12 protein-coding genes are annotated in these 13,222 nt (G+C 47.8%); 10 read left to right on the top strand and 2 right to left on the bottom strand.

Going from position 1 to position 13,222, the window contains the following annotated elements; genetic code table 11:
* Positions 1–143: 143 nt before the first annotated feature.
* Complete coding sequence (locus Q5911_RS14285) at positions 144–947, bottom strand: ATP-binding protein (protein ID WP_070088855.1); 804 nt, start codon at positions 945–947, stop codon at positions 144–146.
* Positions 940–2,259, bottom strand: coding sequence for an IS21 family transposase (gene istA / locus Q5911_RS14280; RefSeq protein ID WP_070088856.1), 1,320 nt, complete (start codon positions 2,257–2,259; stop codon positions 940–942). The genes Q5911_RS14285 and istA overlap by 8 nt, the downstream gene beginning before the upstream one ends.
* Before the next feature lie 199 nt (positions 2,260–2,458).
* Here istA and Q5911_RS14275 point away from each other — a divergent pair, with 199 nt between their 5' ends.
* From Q5911_RS14275 to Q5911_RS14230, 10 genes are all read left to right on the top strand, one after another.
* Positions 2,459–4,015: a hypothetical protein gene (locus Q5911_RS14275; RefSeq protein WP_303183785.1), complete on the top strand. Its 1,557-nt coding sequence runs from the start codon at positions 2,459–2,461 to the stop codon at positions 4,013–4,015.
* Between the two features lie 221 nt (positions 4,016–4,236).
* A complete protein-coding gene (locus Q5911_RS14270; protein ID WP_303183783.1) occupies positions 4,237–5,058 on the top strand; it encodes a hypothetical protein in 822 nt (273 codons plus the stop codon).
* A 139-nt stretch (positions 5,059–5,197) separates the two neighbouring features.
* The gene (locus Q5911_RS14265) at positions 5,198–5,791 is read left to right on the top strand and encodes an SGNH/GDSL hydrolase family protein (protein ID WP_303183781.1); all 594 of its coding nucleotides are present in this window, start codon (positions 5,198–5,200) and stop codon (positions 5,789–5,791) included.
* 44 nt (positions 5,792–5,835) lie between these two features.
* Entirely contained in the window at positions 5,836–6,327 is a 492-nt protein-coding gene (locus Q5911_RS14260) for a VanZ family protein (RefSeq protein WP_303183779.1), read from the top strand.
* Between the two features lie 164 nt (positions 6,328–6,491).
* On the top strand, positions 6,492–6,914 hold the full coding sequence (rpsL, locus tag Q5911_RS14255) for a 30S ribosomal protein S12 (RefSeq protein ID WP_303183777.1): 423 nt from the start codon (positions 6,492–6,494) through the stop codon (positions 6,912–6,914).
* A gap of 186 nt (positions 6,915–7,100) precedes the next feature.
* On the top strand, positions 7,101–7,571 hold the full coding sequence (rpsG, locus tag Q5911_RS14250; protein WP_033126771.1) for a 30S ribosomal protein S7: 471 nt from the start codon (positions 7,101–7,103) through the stop codon (positions 7,569–7,571).
* A gap of 15 nt (positions 7,572–7,586) precedes the next feature.
* Positions 7,587–9,704 carry an elongation factor G gene (fusA, locus tag Q5911_RS14245; protein WP_303183775.1) on the top strand — a complete coding sequence of 706 codons (2,118 nt, stop codon included), beginning with the start codon at positions 7,587–7,589 and terminating at the stop codon, positions 9,702–9,704.
* Between the two features lie 140 nt (positions 9,705–9,844).
* Positions 9,845–11,038 carry an elongation factor Tu gene (tuf, locus tag Q5911_RS14240; protein ID WP_076779495.1) on the top strand — a complete coding sequence of 398 codons (1,194 nt, stop codon included), beginning with the start codon at positions 9,845–9,847 and terminating at the stop codon, positions 11,036–11,038.
* 330 nt (positions 11,039–11,368) lie between these two features.
* Entirely contained in the window at positions 11,369–12,259 is an 891-nt protein-coding gene (locus Q5911_RS14235) for a hypothetical protein (protein ID WP_331592765.1), read from the top strand.
* A gap of 57 nt (positions 12,260–12,316) precedes the next feature.
* Positions 12,317–13,123, top strand: a complete 807-nt coding sequence (locus Q5911_RS14230) for a carbon-nitrogen hydrolase family protein (protein WP_303183772.1) — start codon at positions 12,317–12,319, stop codon at positions 13,121–13,123.
* Positions 13,124–13,222 lie beyond the last annotated feature (99 nt).

Below are 13,222 nucleotides of genomic sequence, written 5' to 3'. Positions count from 1 at the left end.
AATGACATATCTTATATCAGTTTTTTCAGTTTACACAAATCTTGAAACGCTCTCTCGGGCGATTTTCGCCATTCAGAGTCGGATTAAAAACGCCAATCTCAGTCAATTTAAAATCGCCAATGCATCATGTATGTTATTAACAGTTACGCATTTTTATACTCCGTATGTTTTGCGATACCAGCCTCAAGACCAAGTGTTTCCAGCTTGCGTCCCCGGTAACTGTCACCTTTGATCATAAATACAGTGGCGTCATCAAAAACCCGGTCTAAAGAACAAAGCAGCGTATCATCTTCGCTGAAATATTCGCCCCACTGGTTTGGTGTTTTGTTGCTGGTAAAAATCATGGTGCTGGGACCATCTTTATTATAGCGGCGGTCAATCACATCAAAGAACATACGGGTGTTCTCTTTATCGAACACACACCTGCCAATCTCATCAATGATCAGGCAGGAAGGCTTTACCAGCCCGTTGATGACAGCCCCCTCTCGGCCGTGTTTCCTTGCATCCGTCAACTTTTGGTTGAGTTCGCTTGCCCTTAAGAAATAAGTCTTATATCCTTTCAGGCAGCATTCCCGCCCAAAAGCCATGGCCAGATGAGTTTTGCCTACACCCTGCGGACCAATAAATGCCAGATTTTTTCCTGCATACAGAGCGGACAGAGAAGAGAGGTTCTTCAGTGACTGCACATGCTTTCCATGGAGCCGGCTGAAATCAAATCTTTCAAAGGTTTTCGGCTCATTCATAGGAAGCTTACTCAGTTTTAGCATTGTGTGGACCATAGAGTCGTATTTTTTCTGCTCCAGGTATTCAAAAACTCCGCAGACTGCCTCCAGAGCTTCCGGCGTAAGTTCTTTTTCATCGGCATAGCTGGCCAGTTCTGCTGTATAAAGATCGATCTTCAGTGCCTTTGCACTGGACTGGATTCTTTCAAGTATTGATTCATTCATCCCACAGGCCCTCCTCAAAGTTGAATTTTTCAAATCCGGAGTGCTGTTTGGGTGGCTCTATCTGAAAGATCCGGGTTTTGACTGGCATTGATGGGACTTCTTCTGGCTGTTCTGTCACATACTGATCCCGGCAGAAACTGTCTCTTCTCATCCAGGTAACATCATGGGTGGTCAGGACTTTGCTGAGATCGGATGCGTAGATATAGAGGGTAAAGGAATCTCTCCGGATTCTGCAGGTCTTCTGGGTGTACCAGTACGGGACGCCGAAGCGCCGCCCTTCATAATGGACAAATCCATCGAAAGAAATTTTTCTTTCCGGACAGAGATAGAAAGCAAGTGCCTGTGTTTTTGTTAATACGGAAGCAACAGCCATGCAGTCTTCCTGATGCTTTTCACAGGGGATACAGTCCACTGCTTTATGGTATATGCTGTTCTGGCGTTTGCACCATCCGATGGCTTCCAGATTTAATTCGGTAATCGTGCCAAAAACTCTGCCAGCAAGGAAGTTATCTTTTACGAAGCGGATCAGGCGCTCCACCTTTCCTTTGGTGAAAGGATGCCTTGGTTTACAGAGCTTCGTCTGGAAACCGATCGTTTCCATGAACACTTTATAATCTTTCTGCCAGATAGGATGTCCCTCTGGATCACGCCGGATCACGACACTTTTCATGTTGTCTGTCAGTATATAGTGCGGGATTCCCATATAAGTAAAAGCATGGATCATCCCTATAAAAAGATTTTCCTGTCTGGCATTGGGGAAGAATTCGATGTATCTTTCCCCGCAATGATGGCAGATCATAGCAAAACATGCGACCTTATAGGAAGCATCGGTATTTGTATCTACCTGGACAAAGCCCCAGTCCATCTGATAGGATTCCCCAGGGGAAGTTTGATATCTGCGTCCCCGGTTTCCCTGAGGGGCAACGAGCTGACGCTTGGGCGGAACAAGATCCCGGTGATCAGCGATATAAGTTTTTACGGTTGTTAACCCACCGGTATATCCAGCTTCCTGCAGCCGCTCAAAGCATACAGAAGAATTCGTGACGCCTTTTCGGAGCAGTCCGTCAATAATGCCGCTATATCCGGTCAGAACCGTAGCTGTTGCTTTTTGTCCTGTCCTCCCATGTGGCGTAACAATAAAGTTATTTTCTTTTAAGTGCCTTAGCCTGGATCTGCTGAGCCCGGTTCGGCGTTCCAGTTCTGCAAGATTAATTTTGGCAAGGTTGAAATTTTCGCCTTGTTCCTGCTTTATTTCGTTGATTGCTTGTGTTATGATTTTTTGTAAGTCATTACATGTAGCATCTTCGTGCATAAATCCTCCTTTTCTGATGCATTGGCTTATCATCAGTATAAGAGGATGAAGACCTGTATGTAATGGCTTTTTTAATTTGACTAGGATTGGCTATTTTAGCCTGACACTAGATGGTTATTTTAACCCGACGCTAATATTTAAGCTGGAACTTGAAAAATTTATCAGTACAAGGCTAAGGCCTGTATCAGGAATTTCTTCCGTGGAAAGAGGTACTGATCCAAAAAAGGGATGGAATGACAGAGAAGAACGATCTGCGATTGTGCAGCGTGCCTGGCGAGAGGAAAGGCACGGTGAGAGGATTGGTCATCAGCAGCCGAATAACCATGAACTCTGCCATGAGATGTTTTGGAATGCATACAACGGCCGTTCTCTGATGTTTATACAGATGGAGGAGCTGTCCCGCGGAAAGATAAAGTTTGAGAAAGAAGAAAAGGTCACACTCTATTTTTCGCTGGCGACCCTTCAGATGTTCGATTATGATATTATGATGTTCGACATCATGGAAAATTCCGAAGATGAAGCATATGCTGATGCCGCAAAAAAATATTATTGCCCGTATATTTTTGGATACGTTGCGGAGGTCGATCGTGAAAAATATAGGCAGCTTTGTCTGCTTCAGGAAGAAGTATATGGATCTGGAACGGAAGCTGAAGAGAGCGGGTCCTACCGCTGGTTTCTGTGTATGCTCGATCAGGGTGACAATAAAGAGCAGGTTTATTTGCAGCTTGACGGTTATGTTGTAGAAGCAGCCAGCCATATTACAAAACGGAAGCATATTTTAAACATCATTGAGACACCTGGTAAAACGCTAAAAGAGCTAAGGAAAGAGTTGGATTGTTACCAGATGCGAAGATGCTGTCTGAAAAGTGACAATGCGATCATTGATGTGATCAAAAAACATATACCATCCGGGCCGCTCCATAGAATGGATATATATAGGATCGGAAACGGGAATTGTGTCTGTGCGGCTGAAAATGATCCAAAGAAATGCTTTTTTTATGACGTGGGATACAACTGCAGACATAAGCCTAAAAAGATCACCTCCAGGGCATCTTATAATTATGTAGATGCAATGAGAGCGATTTCTTCCAGATCGCCGGCGATGGTGGTGTTGTCTCACTGGGATATGGATCATATTGCCGGTAGCCTTGCGATTGGGAAATCCATTTTTGAAAAACCATGGATTGCTCCGGATTGTTATGATGCAGTTCAAACAGCGCGTCGGATCGCCAAATATCTGGATCTGAAGGATCAGTTATATCTTGTGGACAGACGGTCAGGTCCCAAGGGAAAAGCAGTGTCACGTCGTATTGGCAGTATCAATGAAATCAGTCATGAGTATTTGTTTTATATGGGGGATAAAGCCAGCTGTGATGCAAGCATAGCAAATTGCGAAGGGATTGTGATCGAGTACAGAGATAAAATGAATGATCGAGTTGTCTTAATGCTGGGAGATGTAAATTATACATCATTTGACAATGCGCGTTCCAACGCCGGAGAAAAATTATTTGCAGAGACAAAAATAGATGATGTGATCGTGCCACATCATGGGTCGAAACACACAGATTACATAAAAATAACCGATCCGGGGAAGCCGTTGGTGAAAGGTGATAAGGCGGTGATCTGCTGTGTAGATGATGTTAACGAAGATCGTCCAAATAAAGAGCATAAAAAAGAGTTGGAAAAACGGTTTGAAGTACTGACAACGGAAAGTGATGCTTCTCCGGACAAAGTGAGTGTGAAGATCGACCTGTAGGATAGGGATTTGACGGCAAATTGCTTATGGAAACTTTAAAGAATATATGTTACTATATATTCAAAGCATTATATTTCTGGCAGTTTCTGGCGGCGTCGGCCGTGTCTTACAATTTATAAAAATCTAAAAGAAATCTCAATGCTTTTCGTTCCATTTTACACACAGCAGAGAGGTTTCTTGGCCGCAACACTTTGCTTCTTCAGGATACCTCCTGCTTCACCATGTTGTTCAGCGACAAAAGGGAACTGCTGGGACTGTATAATGCGGTAAGCGGAAAAGATTATAAGGATCCTGGACTTCTGGAGGTGAATACGCTGGAGAATGCCATCTACATGGCTATCAAGAATGATCTGTCATTTGTGATAGATTCCCAGCTTTCTCTGTATGAGCACCAGTCTACCTACAGCCCCAATCTTCCGCTGCGGATGCTTCTGTACCTTGCAGATCTGTATGCGGATATGACAAAGAATGAAAATCTGTATGGCAAGAAGAAAGTGAAGATCCCGCCGCCCCAGTTCATCATATTTTATAATGGAGTGGAGAGACAGCCGGACAGGCGGATACTCAGACTGTCAGATCTGTACGAAGTGGAAGAAGAGGAGCATAAGCTGGAGCTGGAAGCAGTGATGCTGAATGTCAACGCAGGTCATAACCGAGAGCTTTTGCAGTCCTGTAAGACACTGGCAGACTATGCAGAGTACACAGCATGCATAAGAAAATATGCTGAAGAGATGGACACAGAAGACGCAGTGGAATGTGCGATTGCGGAGTGCATCCAGGAAGGAGTCCTTGAAGAGTTTCTGAGAAAGAATCGGGCGGAGGCGAAAAGGATGAGTATATATGAATATGACCAGGCACGGCATATCCGGCAGGAGAGAGAGGATGCGCGGAATGAGGGCAGACAGGAAGAAAAGAGAATCGTAGCCGCCAGGCTTGCAGAGATGGGTATGACAGCGGAGCAGATTGCTCAGGCGGTGGGAGAGACCGCTGCGGTTGTAGAGGGGGGGGGGCTGGCTGAGGCCAGCGCTTCGGATGAAAAATAGAAAAAGTTCTTATAGAGACTGTCAGGGATATGTGCTACTATATACATCAAGCACGTGATCTCTGGCAGTTTTTTTGATTCAGGGCATCTTGAGATGCCAGATCTTCTGCCTGGAGAGCGTTTTTGAAGGGAGAAGAAAGATGCCGGGCGGAAAGAAGATCATTTTTCTGGGGGACAGTATCACGGATGCGGGACACAATTTCCAGCCGGTCCGGGAAGGAGAGCTAGGCCTTGGAGATGGCTATGTCCGGCGGATCGCTGCCATGCTGCACGGAGAAGAGGCGGATATCCGCAATGCCGGGCATGACAGCTTCACGGTCCAGGGGCTGCTGCGGATGCTGGAGTGGGACTGCCTGAGACATTCTCCGGACGTGGTCGGCATCCTTGTGGGCTGCAATGATGCGGCTGTCTGCATGAACACGGGAAGGACGCTGGACGAGACCGGGTTTGCGGAAAGCTACAAAAGGCTCTTGAAAAGGATCAGGGAGGGGACACGGGCGCGGATCCTCTGCATGGGCCCGTTCATTTTTCCGTGTCCGCTGGAGTACAGGAACTGGATCCCGCTGATCCGGGAGATAGAAGCGGCAGAACAGGAAGCTGCCAGGGAAGCGGGCGCTCTTTTTATCCCCCTCCATGAGATGCTGAACCGGGAGGCGGAGGCTGTAGGATATGACCAGATCACGGTGGACGGTATTCATTTGACAGAGCGGGGGGGCGGAGATCATAGCCTGTGAGTGGATCAAGAGAGTAGAGTTTATATAAAAAGGAATGACAGCAAATGAAGAGAAATATTTTTACACTAATGGTCTTGCTGTGGATGGGCATTATTTTCTGGTTTTCGGCCCAGCCGGCAGACCAGTCGGAGCGGATGAGCCTGTCGGTGGGACATGTGGCCGGGCTGCTTTTTGTGGATGGGTACGAGGAATGGCCCAAGAAGAGGCAGGAGGCTTTTGAGGAAGAGATTGATCACAGAGTCAGAAAGGCAGCCCATTTTACAGAGTATGCCATTTTGGGGCTGCTCCTTACTGCCATGTACCGGGCTTACGGGCACGAGGGGGAACGCCTCTTTCTGCTTGCCGCCGGGACCGGCTCTCTGTATGCGGCCACGGATGAGTTCCACCAGCTGTTTGTGCAGGGGCGGAGCTGCCAGATCACAGACTGGATGATCGATACCTGCGGCGTGGCAGCAGGCGGTGCGGTCATGTATCTGATCTGCCGGTTTGCAGAGCAAAGGAGGAGAAGAGGGCAGCAGTCTGTAAAAAATACGTAAAAACCGGGGCTTGCGGGGTAAAAAAATCCCGCAGGCCCTTGACTTTTGGGAATATCCATAATAAAATAGTCTGGCGTGCATAGGGATACGCAGTATTTCGCACGCCTTAAACTTTGTAAAAGTTTAAACCCGTAACTTATTTTTATCGTAGGAGGTGAAAAGAAATGCCAACATTTAACCAGTTAGTAAGAAAGGGACGTCAGACTTCTGTAAAGAAATCTACAGCTCCGGCACTTCAGAAAGGGTACAACTCCCTGAAAAAGAGAACAACAGACACATCTGCACCGCAGAAGAGAGGTGTCTGCACAGCTGTTAAGACAGCTACTCCTAAGAAGCCTAACTCAGCTCTTCGTAAGATCGCCAGAGTTCGTCTGTCAAACGGAATCGAAGTGACAAGCTACATTCCGGGCGAGGGACACAATCTGCAGGAGCATAGCGTTGTCCTGATCCGTGGAGGCCGTGTTAGGGACCTTCCTGGTACAAGGTATCACATCGTAAGAGGAACACTGGATACAGCAGGTGTTGCTAAGAGAAGACAGGCTCGTTCCAAATACGGTGCTAAGAGACCGAAAGACGCTAAAAAGTAAGCTCTTAGTGAGCCCGAAGGGCCGACAAATTGTAGTCACAAACAGAACTATGATGAAGTAAGTTACAGGTGTTACAGATAGAAGAAACCCTCTTCTGTGTGTATGGCCTGTGCACTACACTGTATCATTAGAAAGACACATGTGAGTACCGATGAATTAATCAAAATGTTTAAGGAGGGAAGAACCGTGCCACGTAAAGGACATACGCAGAAAAGAGACGTATTAGCGGATCCGTTATACAACAGCAAAGTGGTTACAAAGCTTATCAATAACATCATGTTAGACGGTAAGAAGGGTATCGCACAGAAGATTGTATACGGAGCATTTGACAGGGTCGCAGCAAAGACTGACAGACCGGCTATCGAAGTATTCGAAGAGGCTATGAACAACATCATGCCAGTACTTGAGGTAAAAGCAAGACGTATCGGTGGAGCTAACTACCAGGTGCCGATCGAAGTAAGAGCTGACAGAAGACAGACTCTGGCACTTCGCTGGCTGACCAACTTCTCCCGCGCAAGAGGCGAGAAGACAATGGAAGAAAGACTGGCAAATGAGATCATGGATGCTGCAAACAACACAGGTGCAGCAGTGAAGAGAAAAGAAGACATGCACAAGATGGCAGAAGCAAACAAAGCATTTGCTCACTATCGATTCTAATAGGAGGAAAAAACCTTGGCTGGAAGAGAATATCCATTGGAGAGAACCAGAAATATTGGTATTATGGCTCATATCGATGCCGGTAAAACGACACTGACAGAGCGTATCCTGTATTACACTGGTGTTAACTACAAAATTGGTGATACTCACGAAGGTACTGCTACCATGGACTGGATGGAGCAGGAGCAGGAGAGAGGTATCACCATCACTTCAGCCGCTACCACATGTCACTGGACTCTGGAGGAGAAGACAAAGCCGAAAAAAGGCGCTCTGGAGCATCGTATCAACATCATTGATACTCCGGGACACGTTGACTTTACAGTAGAGGTTGAGCGTTCACTCCGTGTACTTGACGGCGCTGTGGGCGTGTTCTGTGCAAAGGGTGGTGTAGAGCCTCAGTCAGAGAACGTATGGCGTCAGGCTGACACATACAACGTACCTCGTATGGCTTTCATCAACAAGATGGACATTTTAGGTGCTGACTTCTACAACGCTGTAGAGCAGATCAAGACAAGACTTGGAAAGAACGCAATCTGCCTTCAGCTCCCCATCGGTAAGGAAGATGAGTTCAAGGGAATCATCGACCTGATGGAGATGCAGGCTTATATCTACAATGATGAGAAGGGCGACGACATTTCCGTTACAGATATTCCGGACGACATGAAGGACGACGCAGAGCTTTACCACACAGAGCTGGTAGAGAAGATCTGTGAGCTGGATGACGATCTGATGATGGAGTATCTGGAAGGTGAGGAGCCGTCCGTTGACGCTCTGAAAGCTGTTCTGCGCAAGGCTACATGCGAGTGTACAGCTGTTCCTGTATGCTGTGGTTCTGCATACAGAAACAAAGGTGTTCAGAAACTTCTGGATGCGATCCTTGAGTATATGCCGGCTCCGACAGACATCCCCGCTATCAAGGGTGTGGATGAGGACGGAGAGGAAGTAGAAAGACATTCTTCTGACGAAGAGCCGTTCTCCGCTCTGGTATTCAAGATCATGACAGACCCGTTCGTAGGTAAACTTGCATACTTCAGAGTTTACTCAGGAACTGTAAATTCAGGTTCCTATGTACTGAACGCTACAAAGGGTAAGAAGGAGCGTGTAGGACGTATCCTTCAGATGCATGCAAATAAGAGACAGGAGCTGGATAAGGTTTACTCCGGAGATATCGCAGCTGCCATCGGATTTAAGTTCTCCACAACAGGAGATACAATCTGTGACGAGCAGCATCCGGTTATCCTTGAGTCCATGGAGTTCCCGGAGCCGGTTATCGAGCTGGCTATCGAGCCCAAGACAAAAGCTTCCCAGGGCAAACTTGGAGAGTCTCTTGCAAAACTTGCAGAAGAAGACCCGACATTCCGTGCTCATACAGACACAGATACAGGCCAGACGATCATCGCTGGTATGGGCGAGCTCCATCTGGAGATCATCGTAGACCGTCTGCTTCGCGAGTTTAAGGTAGAAGCTAATGTAGGTGCTCCGCAGGTTGCATACAAAGAGGCATTTACAAAGGCTGTTGACGTGGACAGCAAGTACGCAAAACAGTCTGGTGGACGTGGACAGTACGGACACTGTAAAGTAAAATTCGAGCCTATGGATGTCAACGGCGAGGAGACATACAAGTTCGAGTCCAGCGTAGTCGGAGGAGCTATTCCGAAGGAATACATCCCGGCTGTAGGCGAGGGTATCGAGGAAGCCATGAGATCTGGTATCCTTGGCGGATTCCCGGTTGTTGGTATCCATGCAACTGTATACGATGGATCTTACCATGAGGTAGACTCCAGTGAGATGGCATTCCATATCGCCGGATCTCTCGCATTTAAAGATGCTATGAAGAAGGCAGCTCCGGTACTTCTTGAGCCTATCATGAAGGTGGAAGTAACTATGCCGGAAGAGTATATGGGAGACATCATCGGTGACCTGAACTCACGTCGTGGCCAGATCGAGGGTATGGATGACCTGGGTGGCGGAAAGATCGTACGTGCTCATGTACCGCTTTCCGAGATGTTCGGTTACTCTACAGACCTGCGTTCCAGAACACAGGGCCGTGGAAACTACTCTATGTTCTTCGAGAGCTACAAACCTGTTCCAAAATCAGTTCAGGAAAAAGTGTTATCCGGAAAGAATGATTAATTTCAGCCTGTTTTGAGCTAAAAAAGTGTGAAAAAGGCTTGAAAAACAAGGGGATATGAAATATAATCAGAAATAGCCGAGTAAACTGATAAAATCATGAAAAATGCCCTAAGGGCGATTGAATAAGGAGGATATTCAAAATGGCAAAAGCTAAATTTGAAAGAACAAAACCGCATTGTAATATTGGTACCATCGGCCACGTTGACCATGGTAAAACAACTCTTACAGCTGCTATCACAAAGACTCTTGCAGAGAGAGTTGCTGGTAACGCTGCTGTAGATTTCGAGAACATCGACAAGGCTCCGGAAGAGAGAGAGCGTGGAATCACAATCTCTACAGCTCACGTTGAGTATGAGACAGAGAAACGTCACTATGCACACGTTGACTGTCCGGGACATGCTGACTACGTTAAGAACATGATCACTGGTGCAGCTCAGATGGACGGCGCTATCCTTGTAGTTGCTGCTACAGATGGTGTTATGGCTCAGACAAGAGAGCACATCCTTCTGTCCCGTCAGGTAGGCGTTCCTTACATCGTTGTATTCATGAACAAATGTGACATGGTTGACGATGAGGAGCTTCTTGAGCTGGTTGAGATGGAGATCCGTGAACTGCTCGACGAGTACGAGTTCCCGGGCGATGACACTCCGATCATCCAGGGTTCTGCTCTGAAGGCTCTTGAGGATCCTTCAGGAGAGTGGGGCGACAAGATCATGGAGCTTATGGATGCTGTTGACAGCTACATTCCGGATCCGCAGCGTGACACAGACAAGCCGTTCCTTATGCCTGTAGAGGACGTATTCTCTATCACAGGTCGTGGAACAGTTGCTACTGGTAGAGTAGAGCGTGGTACACTTCACGTATCTGACGAGGTTGAGATCGTTGGTATTCACGAGGAGACAAAGAAGACAGTTGTAACTGGTGTTGAGATGTTCCGTAAGCTGCTTGACGAGGCTCAGGCTGGTGATAACATCGGTGCACTTCTCCGTGGTGTTCAGAGAACAGAGATCGAGAGAGGTCAGGTTCTTTGCAAACCCGGTTCAGTAACATGCCACCACAAATTCACAGCTCAGGTTTACGTTCTGACAAAAGATGAAGGTGGACGTCATACTCCGTTCTTCAACAACTATCGTCCTCAGTTCTACTTCAGAACAACAGACGTTACAGGTGTTTGCGAGCTTCCTGAGGGAACAGAGATGTGCATGCCTGGTGACAACGTAGAGATGACAATCGAGCTGATCCACCCGGTAGCTATGGAGCAGGGTCTTCGTTTCGCTATCCGTGAAGGCGGACGTACAGTAGGATCAGGCCGTGTTGCTACAATCATCGAGTAATCTTTGAGCAACAGCTTAATCATGTAAATACAGCCGCAGTCCCTTGGGACTGCGGTTTTTTCATACGTTTGTATGTTAATCTTAATAAAAATGCTTATGGAAACTTCTTGGGATATATGCTATTATATGCACAAAGCATTATATTTCTGGCAGTTTTTTTCTTTTGCGGCGTCTGCCGTGTCTGCAAGTCTGGTAAGAAGATCTAAAAGAAATCTCAATGCTTTTTATTCCCATCGACAAAGCAGAGAGGTTTCCTGAAAGCTATGTTCTGAAGCTTATGTTTTCATCTTTACGGGCGGCCTCCTGCGATTCTTGAAAAAGGAGGTACCTATGAGCAGAAAACAAAAGAAACAGGGCCGGAAGAAGCAAGGCGGAGAAAAGAAGATGTATCCGGTTCCCAACCGGAACTACAAATCCTCTCTGTTTACCATGCTGTTCAGCGACAAGAAGGAGCTGCTGGGACTTTATAATGCGGTAAGCGGAAAACAGTATAAGGATCCAGGGGCGCTGCGTGTCAATACACTGGAGAACGCGATCTACATGGCCATCAAGAATGACCTGTCCTTTGTGATCGACTCTCAGCTCTCCCTGTACGAGCACCAGTCCACTTACAGCCCCAATCTTCCGCTGCGGATGCTTTTGTATCTGGCAGATCTGTATGCGGACCTGACCCAAAACGAAAATCTGTATGGAAGGAAAAAAGTGAAGCTTCCGCCGCCCCGGTTCATCATCTTTTACAACGGGGAGGAGGCACAGCCTGACAGGCGGATACTGAAGCTGTCGGATTTGTACGAGGTGGAGGAAGAAGAGCATAAACTGGAGCTGGAGGCGGTGATGCTGAACATTAAAGCAGGTCATAATCCGGAGCTTATGAAAGCGTGCAGGACCCTGGCGGACTATGCCAGGTACACGGCCCGCATAAGAAGGCATGCTGCGGAGATGCCCATAGAAGAGGCGGTGGAGCGCACCATCACAGAATGTATCCGGGAGTGGATCCTTGAGGAGTTTTTGAGGAAATATCGAGCGGAGGCGAAGAGGATGAGCATATACGAGTATGATCAGGCGAAGCATATAAGGCAGGAGCGGGAAGAGGCCAGAAAGGAAGAAAAGAAAAATATAGCAGTCAATCTTGCCAGAATGGGCATGACAGCGGAACAGATTGCTAAGGCAGTGGAAGAGGAGTCTGCTGTGGTGGAGAAGTGGCTGACGGAGAGATCATAAAAGCCGCCGGAGGTCAGATCGATGGCTTGCAGCAGGCCAGCGGAAAGGAGAAAAGATATGAAGATCGCGCAGATACAGTCCCATGTGTACAGTGAGAAGATGGAGAACCTGGAACAGCTGGAAGTCCGCCTGAGAGAGCTGGATGGGCAGAAGCCGGATCTGGTCATGCTGGGGGAGATGTTCTGCTGTCCTTACGAGACCAGCCTGTTCCCGTCCTATGCGGAGGATGAGGGTGGCCCTGTGTGGAGCAGACTGAGCAGCCTGGCCCAAGAGCACGGCATCTATCTGGCAGCCGGGTCCGTGCCGGAGAGAGATGAGGCGGGCAAGGTCTACAACACGGCTTATGTGTTTGACAGAGACGGCCGTCAGATCGCAAAACACCGAAAGGTCCACATGTTTGACATCCAGGTGGAGGGCGGACAGCACTTCCGGGAGTCGGAGACGCTGACACCGGGGGATGCCTGCACGGTGTTTGATACGGAGTTCGGGAAGATAGGCCTGTGTATCTGTTTTGACTTCCGGTTTCCGGAGCTGGCCAGAAGAATGGTCCTTGAGGGGGCCCGCCTGATCCTTGTGCCAGCGGCTTTCAACATGACGACCGGGCCGGCGCACTGGGAGCTCATGTTCCGCAGCCGGGCGGTGGATAACCAGTGCTTTGTGGCTGGAACTTCCTGCGCCAGGGATATGCAGGCCAGCTATGTGGCCTGGGGACATACGCTCCTCGTCTCTCCGTGGGGAGATGTGATAGAGGAGATGGGGGAGGAAGAAGGCGTCATTGTCAATACCATTGATCTTTCCTATGCGGACAAAGTGCGAAGAGAGCTGCCTCTTCTGTCGGCCAGGCGGGAGGAAGTGTACGTATAGAAGTGCGGACAGAACATAGACCGGAGAAAGAGCCCTGAGGATGTCAATGTCATTTAGTTAAGACATTAGCGGAGCGGTTCTTACAGAGCAAGGTATATA

The organism is Lachnoclostridium phocaeense (genome assembly GCF_959599685.1).
GTDB classification, from domain to species: domain Bacteria; phylum Bacillota; class Clostridia; order Lachnospirales; family Lachnospiraceae; genus Claveliimonas; species Claveliimonas monacensis.
Note: the sequence above shows the minus strand (reverse complement) of the source record. Positions and strands in the feature narration are given on the sequence as shown.

What these genes read in the sequence shown, in the direction of transcription:
- rpsL (WP_303183777.1), top strand. Translation starts at nt 6,492, where the DNA reads ATGCCAACATTTAACCAGTTAGTAAGAAAGGGACGTCAGACTTCTGTA.
- Q5911_RS14265 (WP_303183781.1), top strand. Translation starts at nt 5,198, where the DNA reads ATGCCGGGCGGAAAGAAGATCATTTTTCTGGGGGACAGTATCACGGAT.
- Q5911_RS14230 (WP_303183772.1), top strand. Translation starts at nt 12,317, where the DNA reads ATGAAGATCGCGCAGATACAGTCCCATGTGTACAGTGAGAAGATGGAG.
- Q5911_RS14235 (WP_331592765.1), top strand. Translation starts at nt 11,369, where the DNA reads ATGAGCAGAAAACAAAAGAAACAGGGCCGGAAGAAGCAAGGCGGAGAA.
- istA (WP_070088856.1), bottom strand. Translation starts at nt 2,259, where the DNA reads ATGCACGAAGATGCTACATGTAATGACTTACAAAAAATCATAACACAA.
- Q5911_RS14285 (WP_070088855.1), bottom strand. Translation starts at nt 947, where the DNA reads ATGAATGAATCAATACTTGAAAGAATCCAGTCCAGTGCAAAGGCACTG.
- Q5911_RS14260 (WP_303183779.1), top strand. Translation starts at nt 5,836, where the DNA reads ATGAAGAGAAATATTTTTACACTAATGGTCTTGCTGTGGATGGGCATT.
- Q5911_RS14270 (WP_303183783.1), top strand. Translation starts at nt 4,237, where the DNA reads ATGTTGTTCAGCGACAAAAGGGAACTGCTGGGACTGTATAATGCGGTA.
- tuf (WP_076779495.1), top strand. Translation starts at nt 9,845, where the DNA reads ATGGCAAAAGCTAAATTTGAAAGAACAAAACCGCATTGTAATATTGGT.